The 23,162-nt window shown below is 72.2% G+C and carries 16 protein-coding genes; 10 read left to right on the top strand and 6 right to left on the bottom strand.

Annotation, left to right across the window (positions count from 1 at the left end; genetic code table 11):
• Window positions 1-108: 108 nt before the first annotated feature.
• Window positions 109-564 carry an ATP-binding protein gene (locus ACOKM3_RS11480; RefSeq protein ID WP_426899547.1) on the top strand — a complete coding sequence of 152 codons (456 nt, stop codon included), beginning with the start codon at window positions 109-111 and terminating at the stop codon, window positions 562-564.
• A gap of 30 nt (window positions 565-594) precedes the next feature.
• Here ACOKM3_RS11480 and ACOKM3_RS11475 read toward each other — a convergent pair whose 3' ends face one another.
• Together ACOKM3_RS11475 and ACOKM3_RS11470 are read right to left on the bottom strand one after the other, a co-directional pair.
• Window positions 595-1,683, bottom strand: coding sequence for a DUF2637 domain-containing protein (locus ACOKM3_RS11475; protein WP_426899545.1), 1,089 nt, complete (start codon window positions 1,681-1,683; stop codon window positions 595-597).
• A 186-nt stretch (window positions 1,684-1,869) separates the two neighbouring features.
• Window positions 1,870-2,724, bottom strand: a complete 855-nt coding sequence (locus ACOKM3_RS11470; RefSeq protein ID WP_426899543.1) for a (2Fe-2S)-binding protein — start codon at window positions 2,722-2,724, stop codon at window positions 1,870-1,872.
• A gap of 137 nt (window positions 2,725-2,861) precedes the next feature.
• On the opposite strand from ACOKM3_RS11470, the gene ACOKM3_RS11465 reads away from it, so the two are divergent.
• Complete coding sequence (locus tag ACOKM3_RS11465) at window positions 2,862-3,644, top strand: GntR family transcriptional regulator (protein WP_426899541.1); 783 nt, start codon at window positions 2,862-2,864, stop codon at window positions 3,642-3,644.
• Window positions 3,645-3,650: 6 nt separating this feature from the next.
• Here the strand turns inward: ACOKM3_RS11465 and ACOKM3_RS11460 are convergent, their stop codons facing one another.
• Both ACOKM3_RS11460 and ACOKM3_RS11455 read right to left on the bottom strand, forming a co-directional pair.
• A complete protein-coding gene (locus ACOKM3_RS11460; protein ID WP_426899539.1) occupies window positions 3,651-4,475 on the bottom strand; it encodes a hypothetical protein in 825 nt (274 codons plus the stop codon).
• A gap of 115 nt (window positions 4,476-4,590) precedes the next feature.
• Entirely contained in the window at window positions 4,591-6,294 is a 1,704-nt protein-coding gene (locus ACOKM3_RS11455; protein WP_426899537.1) for a PucR family transcriptional regulator, read from the bottom strand.
• A gap of 367 nt (window positions 6,295-6,661) precedes the next feature.
• Between ACOKM3_RS11455 and ACOKM3_RS11450 the strand changes: the two genes are divergently transcribed.
• From ACOKM3_RS11450 to ACOKM3_RS11425, 6 genes are all read left to right on the top strand, one after another.
• Window positions 6,662-7,564 (top strand): FAD binding domain-containing protein, encoded by a 903-nt coding sequence (locus ACOKM3_RS11450; RefSeq protein ID WP_426899535.1) that lies wholly within the window; start codon window positions 6,662-6,664, stop codon window positions 7,562-7,564.
• Window positions 7,564-8,142, top strand: coding sequence for a (2Fe-2S)-binding protein (locus tag ACOKM3_RS11445; protein WP_426899533.1), 579 nt, complete (start codon window positions 7,564-7,566; stop codon window positions 8,140-8,142). The genes ACOKM3_RS11450 and ACOKM3_RS11445 overlap by 1 nt, the downstream gene beginning before the upstream one ends.
• Window positions 8,143-8,147: 5 nt before the next feature.
• The gene (locus ACOKM3_RS11440) at window positions 8,148-10,541 is read left to right on the top strand and encodes a xanthine dehydrogenase family protein molybdopterin-binding subunit (protein ID WP_426899531.1); all 2,394 of its coding nucleotides are present in this window, start codon (window positions 8,148-8,150) and stop codon (window positions 10,539-10,541) included.
• Between the two features lie 163 nt (window positions 10,542-10,704).
• Window positions 10,705-12,156 (top strand): NCS2 family permease, encoded by a 1,452-nt coding sequence (locus tag ACOKM3_RS11435; protein WP_426899529.1) that lies wholly within the window; start codon window positions 10,705-10,707, stop codon window positions 12,154-12,156.
• Window positions 12,157-12,190: 34 nt separating this feature from the next.
• Window positions 12,191-13,354, top strand: a complete 1,164-nt coding sequence (locus ACOKM3_RS11430; RefSeq protein WP_426899527.1) for an XdhC family protein — start codon at window positions 12,191-12,193, stop codon at window positions 13,352-13,354.
• A 1,785-nt stretch (window positions 13,355-15,139) separates the two neighbouring features.
• Window positions 15,140-16,390 carry a glycoside hydrolase family 6 protein gene (locus ACOKM3_RS11425; RefSeq protein ID WP_426899525.1) on the top strand — a complete coding sequence of 417 codons (1,251 nt, stop codon included), beginning with the start codon at window positions 15,140-15,142 and terminating at the stop codon, window positions 16,388-16,390.
• A 17-nt stretch (window positions 16,391-16,407) separates the two neighbouring features.
• On the opposite strand, the gene ACOKM3_RS11420 is transcribed toward ACOKM3_RS11425, so the two are convergent.
• Together ACOKM3_RS11420 and ACOKM3_RS11415 are read right to left on the bottom strand one after the other, a co-directional pair.
• Window positions 16,408-16,908 (bottom strand): SRPBCC family protein, encoded by a 501-nt coding sequence (locus ACOKM3_RS11420; protein WP_426899523.1) that lies wholly within the window; start codon window positions 16,906-16,908, stop codon window positions 16,408-16,410.
• A gap of 192 nt (window positions 16,909-17,100) precedes the next feature.
• The gene (locus ACOKM3_RS11415) at window positions 17,101-20,106 is read right to left on the bottom strand and encodes a glycoside hydrolase family 3 protein (RefSeq protein ID WP_426899521.1); all 3,006 of its coding nucleotides are present in this window, start codon (window positions 20,104-20,106) and stop codon (window positions 17,101-17,103) included.
• 577 nt (window positions 20,107-20,683) lie between these two features.
• Between ACOKM3_RS11415 and ACOKM3_RS11410 the strand changes: the two genes are divergently transcribed.
• Together ACOKM3_RS11410 and ACOKM3_RS11405 are read left to right on the top strand one after the other, a co-directional pair.
• Window positions 20,684-22,360, top strand: coding sequence for a hypothetical protein (locus ACOKM3_RS11410; protein WP_426899519.1), 1,677 nt, complete (start codon window positions 20,684-20,686; stop codon window positions 22,358-22,360).
• A gap of 210 nt (window positions 22,361-22,570) precedes the next feature.
• Window positions 22,571-23,122, top strand: a complete 552-nt coding sequence (locus ACOKM3_RS11405; RefSeq protein WP_426899517.1) for a MarR family winged helix-turn-helix transcriptional regulator — start codon at window positions 22,571-22,573, stop codon at window positions 23,120-23,122.
• Window positions 23,123-23,162: the final 40 nt, after the last annotated feature.

Here is a 23,162-nt window from a genome sequence, read left to right as displayed (position 1 = left end):
CGAGCGGCAGGAGGCCGGAGCGAGGAAGGCATCGAGAGCCGCGCGTGGGCGGGGGCCATGGAACGGCAGATACGAGGAGGGGGCGCCCCAGTGGGTGACAGGGGCTCCATGACGTACGAGAAGGGGGCCGCCGTGAGTACGGCGGATCGGGGGGACGGGCCGCCGAGGCAGCTCAAGCGCAAGCTCGGCAAGGCGGACCTGCGGGCCGTCCCGGAGGTGAGGCGCGCACTGCGCGAACTCCTCCTGCACTGGGGAAGGCCCGGAAGATCGGAGGTGGCGGAGCTGTTGACCAGCGAACTCGTGACGAACGCGCTGGTGCACACGGACTGTGAGGCGGAACTCACGGCGACCGTGGGCTCGCGCTCCCTGCGGGTCGAGGTCCGCGACTTCGTCTCGCGGAGGCCCAAGCCACGCGTACCGCACGCCGACGACGGTACGCACGGCACCAATGGGCGAGGCCTCATCCTGGTGCAGTCGCTCGCGGACGCCTGGGGCGTCGCGGCGCTCGGTCCGGATGCCACGGGCAAGGTGGTCTGGTTCGAACTGGACGGCGGCGTCGCGTGATTCCACGACGCCGCCGTACCACGGACGGGCTCAACCGAGCTGCTGCTCAAGGTCCTTGAGCTTCTGCTCCAGAGAGTCGAGCCGGGGCAGCGCCTGCGTATCGTCCTCCGCCGTCAGATCGACGGTGACGGGCGCCTTCTGGTCACGGGACCTGCGGATCCCTTTGACGGCCTGAAGGGAGGGGCGGGCGCGCAGCGGAAGCTGTTCCGGTGCGGGCGCCGCCTGCGGTAGTTCCGACTGCGGGGACCCCGCCGATATGGCGGACTCCGGGCCGCTCTGCCCGGAGCCGCCGGCCTCCACCTGCCGGGGGTCACGAGTGCCGAAACCCCGGCTCAGCGCCTTCAGTTGGGCACGCTCCAGCTTCTGGTGCTCGCGCTGGCGCATCCGGTTCTGCGTCTTCTCCCGCTTGTCCTCGCGCACCTCGTCCACGGCCTCGTCGAGGGTGCGCACATTCTCCAGGAGCATCAACGACCAGGCGCTGTACGTCTCCAGGGGGGCGCGCAGCCAGCGCACGATCCGGATCTGCGGCAACGGCCTCGGCACCAGGCCCTGTTCGCGCAGCGCCGCGCGGCGCGTCTGCTTCAGGGCGCGGTCGAAGAGGACGGCGGCCGAGAGGGACATCCCCGCGAAGAAGTGCGGGGCGCCCGCGTGGCCGAGGCCCCTCGGCGCGTGCACCCAGTTGAACCAGGCGGCGGCGCCGGCGAACGTCCACACGAGTATCCGGGAGCCGAGCGCGGCGTCGCCGTGGCTGGCCTCGCGCACCGCGAGCACCGAGCAGAACATCGCGGCGCCGTCGAGCCCGAAGGGGACGAGGTACTCCCAGCCCCCGGACAGGTTCAGGTTCTGCTTGCCGAATCCGACCAGGCCGTGGAAGGAGAGGGCGGCGGCGACGGCCGCGCAGCAGAACAGCAGCACGTACGAGGCGGTGCCGTAGACGGCCTCCTTGCGCCTGCGACGCTCCTCGCTGCGTTCCCACGAATCGTCGGAGAACATCCCCGCGTCCTTCTTGGCGCCCCCGGCGCGCCTGCCGCGCGCGAGCACTGCGACCGCCGCCAGCATGCCCAGGAGCAGTACGGCGCCCGGAAGCAGCCAGTCCAGCGATATGTCGGTCAGTCTCATCAAGGGTCCCTTGCATCGCGATAGGGCGGAACGGCGCCATATTGGCCCAGCCGCCCGACCCCGCAGGGGGTTTCGGGGCAAGAGAACGCCATTGGTGTGCAAGGGGGCGCGTAAAGCGGTCGTACGCTCGAACTCCCGCCGGGAAAACGGAAGTTGAGTTCGAATTACGTCACTCGAACGGGTGGTTCAGGCGGCCGCGGCTGCGGTGAGCCTGCCGACCCGGTCCGCGTCACAGGTGCGCGGGCACGTCACACAGGTGTCCTGCGGGCGCAGTGTGTAGAACATGCAGCAGCTCGCCCGGTCGCGCGTGGGCAGCAACTCCCCGTCGGGGCCCGTCAGTTCACGGAACGCGGCCTTCCCGACGTACGGCTTCGTGGCGCCGGGCAGCAGCGCCTCCAGGTCGGCCATGGCGCGCCGCTCCTCGCCGAGGAGGTGGCCGAGGTACCAGAGGGACTCGACGATCTCGTCCGTCGCCATGCCCCACAGGGCGCGCGGGCCGCGCCGCATCCGCGGTCCGAAGCCGGCGAGCACGGGCTGCAGGTGCTCGGCGACGGCCGCGCGGACCTCGGCGCGCAGCGCCTCCTCGTCGGGGACGACGCGGGCGCCGGGCAGCGCCGCCGCCGGGTCGTCGGGGAGACAGGCGAACTCGGTCACATGGACGGCGAGCCGGCCGAGCGTGCGCTGGAAGGCGACCTCGGAGGCCGGAAAGCGGGGCACGCGCCGGTGCAGGAACCAGGGGATCGTGATGAGCAGGCAGGCGGGCCAGGCGTAACGGTGCAGGCCGAAGCTCGCGATCACGTCGGGGCGGGCGCTGGTGCCGTAGTCCTTGAGCACCTGTGCGTTGTCCCATGCGAGGAAGGCGTCGAGCGCGGCGCCGCCCTCGGCGAGCCGCTCGGTGTGCACCCAGCCCGCACCCTCGGGCAGCGCCTGACCGGCGGGTACCTCGGTGACGCCCAGGCCCGGGAACACCTCGGTGAGGCGGGCGTACGCGGCCGAGACCGCGCTGGGCGGCGTGCCGAGCGCCGACGTGGTGAGAGGCATGAGGGGGCCACCGATTCCTGATCGTTTACAGGTAAGCCTTACCTTACCCGACCGGGGTGGGGTTTGAACTGTCGGCAAGGCCCTCTATCGTTCGTCGTTGAGCTTCGGACAAACGGCAAGGAACGGCGGCGAAGGGGATGACCGGGGTGGAGCGGACGAGACCACGCGCGGCACGCGACTCCTCCATGGGAGTGCCGGAGCAGCGGTCGACGCCGGCCCGGGTGCCGCGGCCCTCCGCGCCCGTGCCCGCACCGGCCTCCGTCCCCGAGCAGAGCCGCGGTGAGCACACCCACAGCGAGCCGCCCGCGCCCGGACTCGCGGCGCGCGGGGCGGTCGAGCGGACCTCCGTGCGCGGCCAGGTGCTCGACGCGCTGCGGGCCGCGCTGGTCTCCGGCGACCTCGCGCCCGGAGAGGTCTACTCGGGCCCGGCCCTGGGGGAGCGCTTCGGGGTCTCGGCGACGCCGGTGCGCGAGGCGATGCAGCAGCTGGCCCGGGAGGGCGCGGTCGAGGTCGTGCCCAACCGGGGGTTCCGGGTGACCCGGCGCTCGGACCGCGAGCTGGCCGAGCTCGCGGAGGTGCGGGCGCTCGTCGAGGTGCCGGTGGTGACGCGGCTCGCGCGCACGGTGGCGCCCGCGCGGTGGGCCGAGCTGCGGCCGCTGGTCCGTGCGACGACGGCGGCCGCGGCCATGGGGGACCGGGCGGGGTACGCGGAGGCCGACCGCGCCTTCCACCGGGCGGTTCTCGCGTTCGCGGGCAACGATCAGGTGGTCCGGGTCGCGGACGATCTGCATCGGCAGGTGGGGTGGGCCGCGGCCGACCTCGCGGTGGATGCGAGGCAGCATGGCGCGCTGCTGGACGCGTTGGAGGCGCAGGACTGTGCGGCGGTGCGTGTGCTGGTGGAGCGACACGTCGGCGGTTGACGGTTCCTACGCCGCGGGGCTCTGCCCCGGACCCCGCTGCTCAATCGCCGCAGGGGCTTCATTGGCCGACAGCTCCGCCGCCAGCCACGTCGGCACACCGTCCAGCAGCCGGAACAGGCGGCCCGCCTCCGCGCGCAGTCGCGCCTTCGTCTCCGGTTCCGGTTCCGCTTCCGCCAGGGACGCCAGCGCGGGCGCCGTGCCCACCAGGAAGCCGAGCTCCTCGCGGATGCGCAGGGACTCCGCGAAACCCCGCCGCGCCTCCGCCAACTCGCCCTCCCGCAGGGCGAGTCCGGCGAGGTGGCGCCAGGTGAAGGAGAGCAGGAGCGCGTCGCCGTGGGCCGTCGCGCCCGCGTGGGCCCTGCGGTACGCCGCGCGGGCCGCCTGTGGCGAGTCCGCCAAATTCTCCGACATCAGGCCGCGCCGGAAGTCGAGCAGGGCGCGGCCCGGCGCACCGGGAGCGATCAGCGCCGCCGCCCTGCCGAAGGCCGAGCGCGCCTCGTCGGAGCGGTCCCGCGTCTTCAACAACGTGGCCTCGTAAGCGAGTTGGCCCCGCTCGCACGCCGCCGCGCCCCGCTCCTCGTCCGTGTGGGCCAGCGCCTCCGCCGCGCGCAGCGCGTCCTCCGCCTCGGCCCACCCCTGCTCCGTGTACAGGCACCGCTCCACAAGGAGCGCCGCCCGTTGCAGGGCCGCCCCCGCGTCCGCCGTCGCATGATGGTCGAGGAGTGCCGCGGCGTCGGCCCAGCAGCCGCGCGAACGCAACCGCCATACCGCGGTCTGGAGTGGATCGTCCGCTGTGTTCGTTCCGGTACCAGACATGGCGGTAGACGCCACATTGCCCTCCCCGAGCACGCCATCGAGCCGAGTTGCCGTGGGGCATCTCAGCACGGATCACGGCACCCGGCCAAGGGGGTGGGTGAAAGATTTCACAAACCCATGGGCTTGTGCGTCAGCTCATGCGCAGCGCGAGGAAGAAGTCCAACTTGTCCTCCAGGCGCGACAGATCACGACCCGTCAGCTGCTCGATGCGGCCCACCCGGTACCGCAGCGTGTTCACGTGCAGGTGCAGCCGGGACGCGCAGCGGGTCCACGAGCCGTCGCAGTCGAGGAACGCCTCCAGCGTCGCGATCAGCTCGGCGCGGTGCTTGTGGTCGTAGTCACGAAGCGGGTCGAGCAGCCGGGCCGTGAACGCGCGGCGTACGTCGTCCGGGACGAAGGGCAGCAGCAGGACGTGGGACGCCAGCTCCTGGTGGCCAGCCGCGCAGACCACGCCCGTGCGGGCGGCCGCCACGCGCCGTGCGTGCCGCGCCTCCTCCAGCGCGCCGCGCAGCCCCTCCGCGGAGTGCACCGCGGCGCTCACGCCGATCGACAGGCGCCCCTGGTCGGCGAGCCCGGCCGCGAGGGGTTCGCGCACGGCGGTCAGCAGCGTGTCCGCGAGCAGGCCCTGCTCCGAGCCGTCGTGCTCCGCGGCCACGGCGGGCAGCGGCACCAGGGCGATCGCCTCGTCCCCGCTGTGCGCCACGGCGATCCGGTCGGACGGCTCGGCGGCGTCGGGGCGCGCCCCGGCCTCCGGGGCGATGAGGATCTCCTCCAGGAGCGACTGGGCCACGGCCCCGCCCTCGGCCTTCTCGCCCTGCTGGTCCGCCCACTCCACGCGCGCCACGACGACCTGCCAGTGCGGGGCCGCGCCGAGCCCCGGCAGCAGCACGGGCGCCGCGACGCGCAGGCGCGCCGCGATCTCCGCGGGGGCCGCGCCCGCCTGCACCAGCTCCAGGACCTCCTGCGCGAGCCTGCGCCGCACCGTGCGCGCTGCGTCCCGCCGCTCGCGCTCCACCGAGATCAGCTGCGTGACGCCCTGGAGCAGGTCGAGCCGCTCCTCCGGCCAGTCGCCCGCGTCCGCCTCGACGGCGAGCAGCCAGTCCGCGAGGACGCTCGCCCGCGCGTCGGGGGAGGGCGCGGCGGCCGGCCCGTCCTTCTGTGCCGAGCCGATCGGGAACAGCGAGTACGTGACCCCCTCGACCGTCACCCGGTGCGGGCTGCGCCGCCCGGTGCGCAGGGCCGCCAGGTGCTCGGCCGCGAGCCGGGTGCGGATCTCCGCGGGCAGCGCGGGGCCGGCCGCCGACGAGCCCGCTATCGCGCGCCCCGTCGGGGAGAGCACCCAGGCCCGCAGGTCCAGGTCGCTGCCGAGCAGGTCGAGGACGACATCGGGGCCGCCGCCCGCGGGCCCCGAGGTCATCAGGCGCCGGTGCCGGTCGACGACCGCCGCGAGGTCCCCGGCGCGCTCGCCCGAGACCTGGCGTACGACGTGCTCGGTGATCGTCCCGAACGCCACGGACTGGGCCACCGAGAACAGCGGCACGCGGTGCCGGGCGCAGGCCTCGACGAAGTCCTCGGGTACGTAGCCGAACTCGGCGGTGCCCGCCGCGACGGCCGCGACGCCCGCCGCGGCCATCAGCCGGGCGAAGGGCTCGGAATCGGCCGGCTCCCGGTGCCAGGCCAGGCCCGTGAGGACCAGCTCGCCGCCGGACAGGTAGCGGCTGGGGTCCCGCAGGTCCGTGGTCATCACGCCGCGGACCGTGCGGTCGAGCTCGTCCTCGCCGCCGAGGAGGCTGAGGCCCAGCGCGTCCGTGTCCAGCAATGCGCGCAGCCGCATGTGTTCGTCGCCGCCGATCTGTCTTGAAGTCGTACCGGAGTGGAACCCACGGACCCGTGCCCAGGGTGTCCCCGGGAGCTGTGTTCGTAGTTTCCAGAAGAAAACGGTGAGGTTACTGATGCCACCCGTTCATACGAATCTACAAGACACCCCCGCGGGCCAGCCAACGCGTTCATGTTTTCCGTGACTGACACTGCCGGAGCGCAGGCGGTGTACTGGCCTCACTCCGCGTGAACAGCACCTGGAACCAAACTGAACGAGCCCCTGTGATCCGCACGTCCCGTGGCTCGATCGCATCGCCCCCACGACGCACGAACCACGCACGATCCCTGCCCGATCCACGAACCTCACGGAGAAGAGAGCCGTTATGGACTTCCTTCGCCCCGGCAGCTGGGAGGAGGCGCTCGCCGCGAAGGCCGAGCACCCCACAGCCGTGCCGATCGCAGGCGGCACCGATGTCATGGTCGAGATCAACTTCGACCACCGCCGCCCCGAGTACCTCCTCGACCTCAACCGCATCGGTGAGCTGAACGAGTGGGAGGTGGGCGGGGGGCCTCAGGGCGACACCGTCCGGCTCGGCGCCTCCGTCCCGTACACCAAGATCATGGAGCACCTGCGCAGCGAGCTGCCGGGTCTCGCCCTCGCCTCGCACACCGTCGCGTCCCCGCAGATCCGCAACCGCGGCGGCGTCGGCGGCAACCTCGGCACCGCGTCGCCGGCCGGTGACGCCCATCCGGCGCTGCTCGCCTCCGGCGCCGAGGTCGAGGTGGAGTCGGTGCGCGGTTCGCGGCGCATCCCGATCGACGAGTTCTACACGGGGGTCAAGCGCAACGCCCTCGCCGAGGACGAGCTGATCCGCGCGGTGCACATCAAGAAGGCCGAAGGGCCCCAGCAGTTCTCCAAGGTCGGCACGCGCAACGCGATGGTGATCGCGGTGTGCGCCTTCGGTCTCGCCCTGCACCCGGAGACCCGGACCGTGCGCACCGGCATCGGCTCGGCGGCGCCCACTCCGGTCCGCGCCAAGTCGGCCGAGGAATTCCTCAACTCCGCTTTGGAGGAAGGCGGGTTCTGGGAGAGCGGCAAGATCATCACCCCGTCGGTCGCCAAGCAGTTCGCCGCGCTGTGCTCCGGCGCCTGCAACCCGATCGACGACGTGCGGGGCACCGCCTCGTACCGCCGTCACGCGGTCGGCGTCATGGCACGCCGCACGCTGACCTGGGCCTGGGAGTCGTACCGCGGCTCGGGCGTTCGCACGGAGGGAGCCGCGTAATGCGCGTCAATTTCACGGTCAACGGCCGTAAGCAGGAAGCCGACGACGTCTGGGAGGGCGAGTCCCTTCTGTACGTGCTGCGCGAGCGGATGGGGCTTCCGGGCTCCAAGAACGCGTGCGAGCAGGGGGAGTGCGGATCCTGCACCGTCCGGCTCGACGGGGTGCCCGTGTGTTCGTGTCTGGTGGCCGCGGGACAGGTCGAGGGCCGCGAGGTCGTCACCGTCGAGGGGCTCGCCGAGCACGCCAAGTCCCGTACGTGCGCGTCCCATGAGGGCGGTACGACGCTTCAGGACGCGCAGAGCTGGTCCGCGAAGGGCACCGACTCGCAGACCGGCGAGGGCGCCGAACTCGCCCCGATCCAGCAGGCGTTCATCGACGCGGGCGCCGTCCAGTGCGGCTTCTGCACGCCCGGCCTGCTGGTCGCGGCCGACGAGATGCTGGAGCAGAACCCGAGCCCGTCCGACGCGGACATCCGCGAGGCGCTCTCCGGGAACCTCTGCCGCTGCACCGGCTACGAGAAGATCATGGACGCGGTCCGGCTCGCCGCCGCGCGCCAGACGCAGCCGGAAGGGGTCTGAGCAGCATGGGTACGACAGGAATCCCCGGCAAGGTCACCCAGGGGTCGCAGACCAAGGGCGGCATCGGCGAGTCCACGCTCCGCCCGGACGGCACCCTCAAGGTCACCGGCGAGTTCGCGTACTCGTCCGACATGTGGCACGAGGACATGCTGTGGGGCCACATTCTGCGCTCCACCACAGCGCACGCCGAGATCGTGTCGATCGACACGGGCGAGGCCCTCGCGACTCCCGGTGTCTACGCGGTACTTACGTACGACGACCTCCCCACCGCCGTGAAGAACTACGGCCTGGAGATCAAGGACACCCCGGTCCTCGCACACGGCAAGGTCCGCCACCACGGCGAGCCGGTCGCCTGCATCGCGGCCGACCACCCGGAGACCGCGCGGCGCGCCGCCGCCAAGATCAAGGTCGAGTACCGCGAGCTGCCCGTCATCACCGACGAGGCCTCCGCGACGGCGCCCGACGCGGTGCTCGTGCACGAGGGTCGCACCGACCACCACGCGGGCCACGTCCCGCACCCGAACATCGTGCACCGCCAGCCGATCGTCCGCGGCGACGCCGAAGAGGCCGCCAAGAAGGCCGACTTCGTCGTCAAGGGCGAGTACACCTTCGGCATGCAGGACCAGGCCTTCCTCGGCCCCGAGTCCGGCCTCGCCGTGCCGGCCGAGGACGGCGGCGTCGACCTCTACGTCGCCACGCAGTGGCTGCACTCGGACCTCGGCCAGATCGCCCCCGTCCTCGGCCTGCCCGAGGACAAGGTGCGGATGACGCTGTCCGGCGTCGGCGGCGCGTTCGGCGGCCGCGAGGACCTGTCGATGCAGATCCACGTGTGCCTGCTCGCGCTGCGCACCGGCAAGCCCGTCAAGATCGTCTACAACCGGTTCGAGTCCTTCTTCGGGCACGTCCACCGGCACCCCGCGAAGCTCTACTACGAGCACGGGGCCACGCGCGACGGCAAGTTGACGCACATGAAGTGCCGCATCGTGCTCGACGGCGGCGCCTACGCCTCCGCCTCCCCGGCCGTCGTCGGCAACGCCTCGTCCCTCGCGGTCGGCCCGTACGTGCTCGACGACGTCGACATCGAGGCCATCGCGCTCTACTCCAACAACCCGCCCTGCGGTGCCATGCGCGGCTTCGGCGCGGTCCAGGCGTGCTTCGCGTACGAGGCACAGATGGACAAGCTCGCCGACAAGCTGGGCATGGACCGGGTCGAGTTCCGCCAGCTCAACGCCATGGAGCAGGGCACCATCATGCCGACGGGGCAGCCCGTCGACTCGCCCGCACCGGTCGCCGAACTCCTGCGCCGCGTCAAGGCGATGCCGCTGCCGCCCGAGCGCCAGTGGGAGTCCAGCGAGGGCGCCGACGTGCGCCAGCTGCCCGGCGGCCTGTCCAACACCTCGCACGGCGAAGGCGTCGTACGCGGGATCGGCTACGCCGTCGGCATCAAGAACGTCGGCTTCTCCGAGGGCTTCGACGACTACTCAACCGCCCGTGTCCGTATGGAGGTTGTCGGCGGCGAGCCGGTGGCCACCGTGCACACCGCGATGGCCGAGGTCGGTCAGGGCGGCGTCACCGTGCACGCGCAGATCGCCCGCACCGAGCTGGGTGTCACGCAGGTGACCATCCACCCGGCCAACACCCAGGTGGGGTCCGCCGGTTCGACGTCCGCGTCGCGCCAGACGTACGTCACCGGGGGCGCCGTCAAGAACGCCTGCGAGCTGGTCCGCGAGAAGGTCCTGGACCTCGGCCGCCGCAAGCTCGGCACCTACCACCCGGCGTGGGCGACGGCCGAACTCCTCCTGGAGGGCGGCAAGGTCGTCACCGACGGCGGCGAGGTCCTCGCCGATCTCGTCGACGTACTGGAGGGCGAGTCCGTCGAGGTCGAGGAGGAGTGGCGGCACCGCCCCACCGAGGCCTTCGACCTGCGCACCGGCCAGGGCAACGGGCACGTGCAGTACTCCTTCGCCGCGCACCGCGCCGTCGTCGAGGTCGACACCGAACTCGGCCTCGTCAAGGTCGTCGAACTGGCCTGCGCCCAGGACGTCGGCAAGGCGCTCAATCCGCTGTCCGTGATCGGCCAGATCCAGGGCGGCACCACACAGGGCCTCGGCGTCGCGGTGATGGAGGAGATCGTCGTCGACCCGAAGACCGCCAAGGTCAGGAACCCGTCCTTCACGGACTACCTGATCCCCACGATTCTCGACACGCCGACCATCCCGGTCGACGTGCTCGAACTTGCCGACGACCACGCCCCGTACGGGCTGCGCGGTATCGGTGAGGCCCCGACCCTGTCGTCGACCCCGGCCGTCCTCGCGGCGATCCGGAACGCGACGGGTCTGGAGCTCGACCGCACTCCGGTGCGGCCCGAGCACCTGACGGGTACGGGCCCACAGGCCTAGTCCCGCCTCCCCGCGGGGTGACGGACCCACCCTTGTGATGCCGTCACCCCGCCGCACCTCCTCTGCGTCTCGGGCCGTCCCCCGGGTCGTGCAGCCATCCCAAAACCCGTGCGCCGCGAGGCAGTTCACGGGAGCCCCTTTGAACCTTGGGAAACGAGGCACCATGACCCAGCAGTCCGTGGAGCCGAAGACCACCGCCGACGACGCGGGCGCGGGCTCGCGTCAGCCGGCCGGCAGGTCTTGGCTCGACCGCTACTTCCACATATCCGACAGAGGATCGACGTTCGCGCGCGAAGTGCGCGGCGGCATCACCACCTTCATGGCGATGTGTTACATCCTCCTGCTCAACCCGCTGCTGCTCGGCGGCCCCGACGCGGCGGGCAACAGGCTCAGCCACGCGGGCCTCATCACGGCCACCGCGCTCGCCGCCGCCGTCTGCACCCTCCTCATGGGCTTCCTCGGCAAGGTGCCGCTGGCGCTCGCCGCGGGCCTGTCCGTCTCGGGCGTGCTCGCCACCCAGGTGGCACCCAACATGACGTGGCCGCAGGCCATGGGCATGTGCGTGATGTACGGCGTCGTGATCGTGCTGCTCGTCGTCACCGGCCTGCGCGAGATCATCATGAACGCGATCCCGCTCGCCCTGAAGCACGGCATCACCATCGGCATCGGCATGTTCATCGCGCTGATCGGCCTGGTCAACGCCGGGTTCGTCGGCAAGGGCAACCCGGTCACCCTGGGGACGGGCGGACAGCTCAAGGGCTGGCCCGTGCTGCTCTTCGCGGTCACCCTGCTGCTCATCTTCATGCTCCAGGCGCGCAACATCCCGGGCGCGATCCTGATCGGCATCGTCGCCGGCACCGTCCTCGCCGTCATCGTCAACGCGGTCTTCGACCTCAGCCCGAAGGTCTGGGGCGGCAGCCCGCCCGAGCTGACCGGCAGCGCCGTCTCCATGCCCGACTTCTCACTCTTCGGCCATGTCGAGTTCGGCGGCTGGGACTCCATCGGCGGCATGACCGTCGGCATGATCGTGTTCACGCTCGTGCTCGCCGGCTTCTTCGACGCGATGGCCACCATCATCGGCGTCGGCACCGAGGCAGGGCTCGCCGACGACAAGGGCCGCATGCCGGGCCTGTCCAAGGCGCTGTTCATCGACGGCGCGGGCGGCGCGATCGGCGGTGTGGCGGGGGCCTCCGGGCAGACCGTCTTCGTCGAGTCCGCCACGGGCGTCGGGGAAGGCGCCCGCACGGGTCTGTCCTCGGTGGTCACCGGCTTCCTCTTCGCGCTCGGCCTGTTCTTCACGCCGCTCGCGCAGATCGTGCCCGGCCAGGTCGCCGCGGCCGCGCTCGTCGTCATCGGCGCGATGATGATGCAGAACGCCCGGCACGTGGACTGGTCCGACAGGTCCGTGGCGGTGCCGGTGTTCCTCACCGTCGCGCTCATGCCCTTCACGTACTCCATCACGGCAGGCGTCGGCGCCGGCGTGATCGCGTACACGGCGATCAAGTCGGCGCAGGGGAAGTTCCGCGAGATCGGCGCCTTCATGTGGGTGCTGACGCTCGTCTTCCTCGTGTACTTCGGCCTGCACCCGATCGAGAGCTGGCTGGGCGTCAAGTAGCCGCTCTCTTCCCGCACTTGTAAGGAGACAAGACATGCTGGACATCGCCGATGAACTGCACCGGTGGGTCGAGCAGGGGCGTGACTTCGCCGTGGCCACCGTGGTGGCCGTCGGCGGCAGCGCGCCCCGGCAGCCGGGCGCGGCGCTCGCCGTCGACAGCGAGGGCGCCGCGATCGGCTCGGTCTCCGGCGGGTGCGTGGAAGGCGCGGTGTACGAGCTGTGCCGGCAGGCCCTGGAGGACGGGGAACCGGTCCTCGAACGGTTCGGTTACAGCGACGACGACGCCTTCGCCGTGGGACTGACCTGCGGGGGCGTCATCGACATCCTCGTCACGCCTGTACGTGCGTCCGATACGGCCGTACGTGGCGTGCTCGCGGGCGCGCTCGGCGCCGCCGCCACGGGGGAGGCGGCGGCGCTCGCGCGCGTCGTGTCGGGGCCGGGGGAGCTGATGGGGCGGGCGCTTCTCGTCCGTCCCGGGGGCTCGTACGAGGGCGGGTACGAGGGCGGGTTCGGGGGCCACCCGGAGCTCGACCGGACCGTGGCGGGGGAGGCGGCGGCCTTCCTCGACGCGGGGCGCACCGGCACGCTGGAGATCGGCGAACAGGGCTCGCGGTGCGGGTCCCCGCTCACGGTCCTGATCGAGTCGTCCGTTCCGGCGCCCCGGATGATCGTGTTCGGGGCGATCGACTTCGCGTCGGCGCTGGTGCGGATGGGGAAGTTCCTCGGCTACCGCGTCACCGTGTGCGACGCGCGCCCCGTGTTCGCGACGGCGGCGCGCTTCCCCGACGCGGACGAGATCGTCGTCGAGTGGCCGCACGAGTACCTGGGCCGGACGGAGGTCGACGGCCGCACGGTGCTGTGTGTGCTCACGCACGACGCCAAGTTCGATGTGCCGCTGCTGCGGCTCGCGCTGCGGTTGCCGGTGGCGTACGTGGGGGCGATGGGGTCGCGGCGCACGCACCTGGACCGCAATGAGCGGTTGCGTGAAGTGGGCGTCACCGAGCTGGAGTTGGCGCGGTTGCGGTCCCCGATCGGCCTCGACCTCGGCGCCCGTACGCCGGAGGAGGTGGCGGTGTCCATCGCCTCGCAGATCGTCGCGGACCGCCGTGGCGGCACCGGGGTGTCCCTGACCGGTGCGCACACCCCGATCCACCACGAGGCGGGGGCGGCGGCGCGCCGCATCGACTCGGTGGCGTGAGCGGGGGGTTCGGGGCGGTGCCGGGTTCGGTGCCGGTGGTGTTGGGCGTGCGGCGCCGGGGTGGTGCTTGCGGTGCGGGCGCGCGGCACCGGGGTTGCGGGTCGGCACCTGCGGTGCGGGTAGCGCGGCACTGGCCCCCACCCGGCTGCGCCAGTGCCCGGTCATCTCCCACCCGCCCGCCCCCTCCGGGGGCTTCGGCCCCCGTCGTCCGGGTGTGACAGGGACGCGGCATCGGGCGCTTGCCGTGGTGGGCCCTCCCCTTCCCGCTGTACGGCCCTGTCCCGTTCAGGCCGTGCCGCCGACCCATCGCCACCCCACCGGGCCCTTGCCGTGGTCAGCCCTCCCGTCCCCGCTGCGCGGCGCCGTCCGGTTCCGGCTGTGGGGCTGGCTCGTCTGCCACGGTCCGCCTCTTCCGGCGGCCTCGGCTCGTCCGGGGGCCGGGTTGCTGTGCCGGGGTGGGGCCTGCTGTGAGGGGCCTGCGGCACGGGGGTCTTGCCGTGGTCGGCTCTCTTGGCCCGGTTGCGCGGCGCCGTCCCGTTCAGGCGATGCGGCCGGCTCGTCTCCCACCGCCCGCCCCCTCCGGGGGCTTCGGCCCGTCCGGGGCCGGGGCGCTGCTCCGGGGGAGGGCCCCACGTCATGGGTGCGCTGCACCGGGGTGCCGCCTTGCCCACCCTGCCGCCCCAGGCGGCAGATTGCCCAAGGCGGTGGCGGGGTCGGCCGTCAGGGTGGGGGAGTTGTGGTGGGCGGCAGTCCGCCCAAGGCGAGGGGGCGACCGTCATGGGTGGGGGCCGGCGTGGGCGGCGCATTGCTGAAGGTGGTGGTGGTTGACCGTCGCGGGTGGGGAGTCGGGTGGGCGGTAGGTTGCCCAAGGCGGGGGCTATGTCGGTCGCCGGGGTGGGGGCCGGCGTGGGCGGCGCATTGCTGAAGGTGGTGGTGGTTGATCGTCGCGGGTGGGGAGTCGGGTGGGCGGCAGGTTGCCCAAGGCGGGGGCCACGTCGGCCGTCAGGGTGGGCAGCCGTGGTGGGCGGCAGACCGCCCAAGGCGCGTGTGGTTGGCCGTCACAGGTGGGGAGCCGTCCTTGCGGTCGCTCACTCGTGGCGGGGCGGCGGCCGCCCGCATCCCGTCGGGCCGACGCCTCCGGAGGGGGCGGGCGGTGGGAGATGGGCGGGCCAACGGCGTCATTTCAAGCGCCACGGCGGTGGTTGCCCCGCAAGCACCACGAAGTGGACGTCCTCAAGCCCCATGGCGGCGGCGCCGCAAGTACCGCGACGTGGACGTCCTCAAGCCCCAAGGCGGCGGCGCCGCACGTATCGCGACGTGGATGTCCTCAAGCCCCATGGCGGTGACGGCATCCTCAGTCCCGGTGACGGCATCCTCAGCCCCAAGGCGGTGGCGGCCTTCGAGCCCCAGGTGGGGCCGCACCTCAAGCCCCGCGCCGGGTGGGCCAATCGCCCCCTCTCGCGACGGTGGGGCAATCAAGCCCCCCTCTGGGACGAAACTTGCGGGTCCGGGGCAGAGCCCCGAACCTTTGACCCCGCGCCGGGGCAGGGCCCCGACCTTCCAAGCCCCGCAACGGGGGCAAGGCAGACCGTGAGCCACATGGAGCCGGCGCGGAGCCCGCGGCGTAGGCCGGATCGGGCTACATCAACGTGCCGCCCGCCCCGCGTACTTGACGTCCGGGGTACGGCGCCCGACTCTGTGGGAGCGCTCCCGCAGTGACGACCGGGAGCCTCCCGCAAGGCCGAACCGTCGCCCGAGCCCGCCCGACCGGCCCCAGGAGTCACCGTGCGAAGACCCTTCAGACGCGCCGCGATCACGACCCTCGCCCTCTCCGCCCTGCTGATCACCGCCCCGCAGGCAACCGGCGCCGAGCCGCAGTCGCAGTCGCAGTCGCAGACGCAGCCCCAGGCGCAGTCCCAGTCCCCGACCTCGACCGGCGGACGCGCTCCCAAGCTCTACACGCCCGACCCCAACCCCGACGCCACACGGCAGATCGCGGGGCTTTTCAAGGCGGGCCAGTACCGCGACGCCGCCCGCGTCACCGCGATGATCGCCACACCCCAGGCCGTCTGGTTCGGTGACCAGAGTCCGGCCGAGGTCGAGAAGCTCACGCGTGACGTCGTCAGGGACGCCGACCGGCGCGACGCCCTCCCGGTCTTCGCGCTCTACAACGTTCCGGGCCGCGACTGCTCCAACTACTCCGCCGGCGGCGCCGCCACCACCGCCGAGTACCAGGCCTGGATCGACGCCGTCGCCCGCGGCATCGGCTCCCGCGACGCCATGGTCGTCCTCGAACCCGACTCGCTCGCCCTGCTCCCCGCCGACTGCGGCCAGGACGACGCCCAGGGCACCAAGACCGCCGCCCGGTACGCCGAAGTGAACTACGCCGTCCACGAGTTGGAACCGCTGCGCGGCACCCGCGTCTACCTCGACACCGGCCACCCGGGCTGGCACAGCGTCAACTCCATCGTGCCCCGCCTGATCAAGGGCGGTGTGGAGAAGGCGGCCGGCTTCTACACCAACGCCTCGAACTACTTCACCGACGACGCCAACTCCTGGTACGGCAAGCTGATTTCGTCCTGCATCGCGTACGTCGAGAAGTCCTCAGGAAGCGCCGCAGGGAGCGCCGCCGACTGCCCGAATCAGTGGACCCCGCGCGCCGAGGCGCAGGCGTGGATCGACGAGCACGTGCACGTTCCGGCCTCCCGGATGCCGCACTTCGTGACCGACTCCAGCCGCAACGGCCAGGGCCCGTGGACCCCGCCCGCCGGCAAGTACACCGACGCACAGGACTGGTGCAACCCGCCGGACCGCGGCCTCGGCGCCCGCCCGACCCTGCGCACCGGCGACCCCTTGCAGGACGCCCGCCTGTGGATCAAGACGCCGGGGGAGTCGGACGGCCTGTGCCTGCGCGGCACCGAGGGCCCCGAGGACCCGGAGCGGGGGATGGTCGACCCGAAGGCGGGCGACTGGTTCCCGCAGCAGGCGCTCGAACTGGCGCGGTACGCCAAGCCGCCGCTGATTCCCGTGAAGTGACGCCCACCTGGTCCCGGTCACTGCCCGTGCGGTGACGTTTCTCCAGCGGCGCCAGTGACGTCTCCGGTGGTGCCCTCACCGGTACCGTCGAGCGCGTCGTCGAGCAACCCGTCCACCGCCCGCCCGAACACCCACCGCCCCGCCGCCGCGACCACCCGGTCCGCGGCGCGGGGCACTCCGCGTACCCGCAGCTCCTCACGCCACTCGACGCGCGAGCCCCCGTCGCCGAGCGCCCGCACCTCGAACTCGGCCCAGCCGGTGACGACCCGGCCGCGCTTCTCCATCCGGCAGCGGCGCGGTGGCTGCCAGGCGACGACCTCCATCGGGTCGTCGAAGCCCCACCGGCCGGCACCGGTGCGTGCCACGAACACCGTGCCCGCCGCGTCCGGCGGCGGGGTCGTCACCGTGACACGGGTGAGCGGCACGGAGTCCCCGTGCCGCTCCCAGTCGGTCAGCCGCCGCCACGCCTCGGAGGCGCGCAGTGACGTGTCACGGACGATGCGGATATGGGCCGTCATGTCGCGATGGTAGGCACACGTCCGGGTGTGGTGTCCGTGCCGAAGGTCGGGCGGCGTGTCGCGCGGGACCCGAATTCGAAGACCCAACTCGGAGCCCCGCGCACCCAGTTGCCTCGCCCCGGCCAGTCAGTTGTCCGGGCCCGGCCGGTCAGTTGTCCGGGCCCGGCCGGTCAGTTGTCCGGGCCCGGCCGGTCAGGCCGCCTTGTACGCGGCGGCCAGTTTCCTCAGCGCCCCCTTGTAGTCGCCGGTGAGGGTGAGGTGCTCGGCCTCGGCGAACGGCTTGGCCCACGCCTCCGTCACCTTGCCGCCCGCCTTCTCCTGGACCTTGAGCCGCGCCTTGTCCACCAGGCCCCGCTCACCGCCCCCGCCGCCGGTCGCCCGCGTCGTGAGGCCGTACCCGTACGGGAACTGCGGATCGTACGAGGCATCCCCTACGTTGATGGGGAGCTGGGCCTCCGACTTCGGCCAGGTGACCGGGAGTTGGCCGGTGAAGGACCGCTTGCCGTAGAGGACGTCGGCGACGCCGTCGCCCTCCGTGCCCGGCAGCCAGGACGCGACGAGCCCGTCGACGTCCCCGAGCCGGTCGCCGAGCAGTTGCGGCCGCCCCGACACCACGAGCACGACGCACTTCATGGCGCCGCAGACCTTGTCCACCGCCGCCTTGTCGGCCGCGGAGAGCTCCAGGTCGTGCCCGTTGCCGACGTCGCCGACGCCCTCCGCGTACGGGGTCTCGCCGACGACCACCACACCGACGTCGTGCCCTGCGGTGGGCGCCGAGGCGTCCTTCGAGTAGTCCACCGTCGCGCCGGGCGCGGCCTTCTTCATCGCCTTGAGGATCGTGGTGCCGTCCGTGATCTTCCCGGACGAGCCCTGCCAGGAGATGGTCCAGCCACCGGTCTGGTTGCCGATGTCATCGGCGTTGGACCCGGCGACGTAGACCTTCTGGGACTTCTTCAGCGGCAGCACGTTCCCGTCGTTCTTCAGGAGGACCTGCGACTTCGCCGCCGCCTCCCGTGCCACGGCGCGGTGCGCGGCGCCGCCGATCTGGTCGCTGTTGCTCGTGTCGGCGTACGGCTTCTCGAAGAGGCCGAGCTTGAACTTCTGCGTGAGGATGCGGGAGACCGCGTCGTTCACGCGCGCCTCGCTGATCCGGCCCGAGGTGGTCTCGGCGAGCAGGGTCTTCTCGAAGTCGGCGTAGGCGTTCGGCACCATGATCATGTCGAGGCCCGCGTTGATCGACGTACGGACGTCCGAGGCGTAGTCGCCGGGGATCTGGTCGATGCCCGCGTAGTCGCTGATCACGAAGCCATCGAAGCCGAGCTTCTTCTTCAACTCCCCATTGATCATTGCCGCGTTGGCGTGCATCTTCACGGGGCCCTGGTCGTCGCCGATGATGTCGAGCGAGGAGTACGAGGGCATGACCGTGCCGACTCCGCGCTTCACGGCGTCGCCGAAGGGGGCGAGGTGCACGGCCTCCAGCTCCTGCTTCGTCACCTTCGTGACGCCCTGGTCGATGGTGTACGAGCCGGTGGTCGAGGAGCCGTACTCGGTGCCGCCGTCGCCGACGAAGTGTTTCGCCGTGGCGAGCACCTTGTCGTCGCGGTCCAGGTCGGCGCCGTTCGCGCGGCCCTGGAAGCCCTTGATCACGGTCTCCATGGACTCGACGAGGGCCGGGTCCTCACCGAAGGACTCGTACGAGCGGCCCCAGCGTTCGTCGCGGCTCACGCACAGGCAGGGCGCGAAGTCCCACGGGACGCCGGTCGCGCGCACCTCGGAGGCGGTAACTGCCCCGGTTTTCTCGGCCAGTTGGGGATCGCGGCTCGCGCCGATGCCGATGTTGTGCGGCATGATCGTGGCGCCGACGACGTTGTTGTGCCCGTGCACCGCGTCCACGCCGTAGATCAGCGGGATCTGGAACCTCGTTGCCTGCGCCCGCAGTTGGTATCCGTCGATCATCTTGGCCCAGGCCTCGGGCGTGTTCGGCGTCGGCACGGAGCCGCCACCGGAGAGCAGCGAGCCGAGGTGGTGGCTCGCGATGTCGCCCGGCGACTTGAGGGCGGCGCGCTCGGCCTGCGTCATCTGGCCGACCTTCTCCTCCAGGGACATCCGGGAGACGAGGTCGGCGACCCGCTTCTTGATCGGTGCCTTCGCGTCGAGGTACGTCAGTCCGTGCGCGTCGATGACGACCTGCGGTGACTCGGCGGGCGGCTTGGCGCCCGTGACGGTCAGCTTCAGCGGGATCGTCTCGGCGGTCTCGGACCTGGCGGAGTCCTTGTCGGTGGCGACCGTGACCGTCTTCGCCGCGCCGGAGGCCGTGCCCGCCGGGAAGGTGACCTTGCCGGTGACCGGGGTGTAGTCCTTGCCCGCTTCGGCGGTGCCGCCCGCGGTGGCGTACTCGATGGTGACGGGGTCCTCGATCGGTACGTTCCCGGTGGTGGTGACCGACAGCTTGACCGCCGCCGAACCGCCCTCCTTCACCGGGTACACGGCCGCGTCCGTCGCCACCTGCGCGCGCAGCGACTGGTCGGCCTTGCCGTACAACTCCACGCCGTCCATGGCGAATTGGCTCTTCGCTCCGGTCGGCAGTGTGACCGCGTAGCCCCACATCTTGTCGAGCCCGAGGACGTGGTCGATGCCGCCGACGGGCTGGTAGTCGGTGCGGTACTCGAACTGTGTGAAGGGCAGCTCGACCTGCTTCCAGCCGGTGAAGTCGTCGGTGAACGACGTCGTCCACAGCTCGGACGCCTCGCCGTGCGCGCCGCCGTCCTTGAGCTCGAAGGTCAGCTTGCGGCCCGAGCCGTCGCCGTACCACCACAGGCGGATGCCCTTGTGCGCCGACCAGTCGTGGGCCGGCTTGTCGGCGGCGTAGTCGTGGCTGAAGCCGCCGTAGCCGCTGATGTCGTAGGCGCCTTCGAGAACCTTGGCGCCCTCGGGCGCGTCCGCGCGGTCCTTGAGTTCGAGCTTCGGATGGTCGTCGGTGTCGCCGCCCCAGGTGAAGATGCCCTCGGCGGGCTGCGCGGCGAAGGGAACCTCGCCCTCGAAGCGGTCGACGGGGGTGGGTGCGGGGTCGTCGGCGGCGGCCGACGCGGTGCCGGTGAGCGGCAGCAGGCCCGCCGCGAGCGCCGAGACGGCGAGTAAGGCGGCGCGTCTCCCGCGCCTTCTGCGGCCGGATCTGGTGGTGGTTTCGGTGTGACGCAAGGTGCCCTCCCGGTGGTCCCGTTGCGGGTGCTGGTGGTGCGTCGTGCCGTTTCTAAATTCAAGGCTTGAGTTAAAGGGGGCGTGCTGGGGGCGTCAAGGGTTCGGAACGTAAAGGGAGTTGGCGGCCCGATGGCGTCGGGTTGGCTACTTGTGGCCGATTGACAGCCGGGGCGCCGCCCCCGATCGTTTGCTTCGGGGTGTGACACCTGACGGTTGGGGGACCGCGATGAGGTGGCAGGGGGGCGCGTCGTCCGGCGACGCGGAGCGGCAGGGGAGCGGCGGGTTCGGCCCGCCCCCGCGAATGCCGGCGGGACCGCCGCCATCGGGACCACCGAAGCCATCGGGACCGCCGAAGTCACCGGGGCCACCGGAGTCGCCGAAGTCACCGAAGCAGCCGGTGCCGCCGGAGCCATCGGTTCCGCCGAAGTCACCGGCGCCACCGGTTCCGCCGAAGCCGCCGAAGTCACCGGGGCCACCGGTTCCGCCGAAGTCACCGGAGTCACCGGAGTCACCGGAGTCACCGGCGCCGCCGGAGCCACCGGAGCCGCCGAAGTCGCCGGAGTCGCCGGTTCCGCCGATGCCACCGGGGCCGCCCGCTGCCGGGCCGCCCGGCTTCGGCCCGCCCGCCGCCTACCCGCCCACAGGCGCCCCGTCCGCCGCCGGCGGCCCACCCGCCTTCGGTCCCGCGCAGGAAGTCGCGTTCGGGCCGCCCGACCGGCCTCCCGCCCAGCCGTCCGACCGTCCCCCTGCCCGGCCGCCCGCCGGGCCCGCCGACCCGGCGCGCGCCGTCGCGGCGGGACTGCTCAACCTCAGCGGGCTCGGCCTCGGATACGTCCTCGTACGCCGCCGCCTGCTCGCGCTGCTGTGCGTCGCCGCCACGGCCGCCCTGCTCACCCTCGCGCTGCCCGCCGACCCGGACGGGGTGCCCGGATGGGCGCTGATCGGGTACGGGGTGCTGCTGCTCGCCGCGGTGGCGGACGGCGCGCGGACCGGGCTGCGGGCGTCCGCAACTGCCGTACAGATCAGGCCTGTTGTGGCGATCGTGCTCGGTCTGGCGCTGCTCGCCGTGCCCGCCGGAGGCGCCGTCGCGTACGGCGGTCTGCGCGACGACGCCGTCGAGGAGCGGCTGCTCGACCGGCTCGACAGCGCCGACGCCCTCGTCGAGAAGGCCTCGGGCCGCGACTTCGCCGAGGCGCGCGCCGACTACCGCACCGCGCTCGGCCGGTACCGCGACCTCGCGGAGAACCACCCGGACTCCAGGGCGGCGCACCGCGTCCACGACAGCCTCGACGCCTACTACAAGGCGGTGGCCGCGCCGTACGCCGACGGCGAGCACTGCGCGGCCGTCGCACCCCTCGAACACCTGAGGTCGGTGCCGGGCACCGTCGACCGCGCCGTCCTCGGCTCCCTCGCGAGCTGGCCCGACAAGCCGCTCGCCGCCTCGCTCCTGAAGTGCGGTACGGGAAAGCTCGGCGCCGCGGAGTCCGACGGCAAGGGCGGCGAGCTCGGCCAACTCCTGCGTACGTTCCCCGAGTCGGCGCAGGCCGGCCAGGTGGAGCCCGCCGTGCGCGCGGCCGTCGAGCGGCGCGCGGGCGAGGTGAAGGGCGCGGACCCGTGCGCCGCCACCCGGGCGCTGCGCCGCATCGGCGACACCGCGAAGCACCTGCCCGCGCCCGCACCCGCGCACCTGCGCGGCGGAGTCGCGACGGCCGTGGAGGACGGGGTGTACGCCTGCGGCATCGACCAGTTCAAGGACAAGAAGTTCAGCGCGGCGCGCACGTCGCTGACCGACTTCGCGGGCACGTACAAGCACGACGAGCGGCGGGCCCGCGCCCAGCAGGTCGCCATCGCCGCCGAGATCGCGCGGCTGCGCCCCGCCGCGGGCGACCGGCTGCCGCCGAAGGGCGCGCCGGGCGGCTCCCGCATGGAGATGGTGATCAGCAACGACGGGCCCGACCCGGTCGAGGTCCTCTACACGGGACCGGTCACAGGCCGGATCACCATCGCCGCCTGCGGGTCCTGCAAGACGTATCCGACCGAGACGGCGGGCCGCGGCAAGGCGTGCAAGGCGAGCGGCAAGAGCTACCCGAAGAGGACGCTGCGGCTGCCCGCGGGCACGTACCACTTCCTGCACAAGCCGGGCGGCCCCGACGCGACGGCGAGCGGGCGCGCGGCGGGCGGCCGGGTCGAGTCCGGGTACTCGTACACACAGTGCAGTTATGTGGTGAGGAGCGAGCTGGGCGCGGATCTGTAGCGGCTCGTCGAGCCCTGTGACGCCGTCGGAGCACCCCCTGTAGCGTCCTGTAGCACCGTCGGCGCGACCCGCCGCGGGCCTCTTGACCCGGGCTTGACCCCCCTTTGACCTGCGCAAATACTCTCGTACCCCCTGGGTCGGGGAGCCGCGAATGGGGGCTACACTCACTTGCTCGATACAAGCAATTGAATGTGAACGGGAAGGCGGGACATGGACAAGGGGACGGTCCATGGCCGTGAAGCAGACGGCGACCCGGTGACGGGAAGCACGAGTGCCGAGGACGCCGCGGCGGGCCTCGGCACGCAACTGGTGCGGTTCTCGAGACTGCTGACTGCCTACCGGCAGAAGGCCAGGCTCGAGAGCCGGTCCGGCGAACGGGTACTGCTGGCAAAGCTGGTGCGCGACGGCGAACGCCGTGCCACCGACCTGGCCGCCGCGACCTTTCTCGACCTGTCGACGGTCAGTCGCCAGGTGCGGGCCATGGTCGACAAGGGACTCGTCGAACGGCGTCCCGACCCGGAGGACCGGCGGGGTGCGCTGCTGCGCGCCACCGCCGCCGGGAGGGACACGTTCGAGGAGTACCGGCGCCAGCGCGACGCGAGACTCGCGGAGCTGCTGGAGCCCTGGCCCGCCGAGGACCGGTACCAGCTGAACCGGCTGCTCTCCCGCCTCAATGACGATCTGGAAGAGTTTGAATACGCGCGTCCCGAGTCCGGGAAAGTCCCCGGGCCCGGTGGCGAGCAGGGAGCAACGCAAGAATGACTGAGGCCGTGTCCGCGTCCCGCGGAGGCACCGCTACCCA

Source organism: Streptomyces nidicola, assembly GCF_050106155.1.
In the GTDB taxonomy this organism is placed as follows: Bacteria; Actinomycetota; Actinomycetes; order Streptomycetales; family Streptomycetaceae; genus Streptomyces.
The sequence above is the reverse complement of the archived record's forward strand: the minus strand, read 5'-3'. Positions and strand labels throughout refer to the sequence as shown.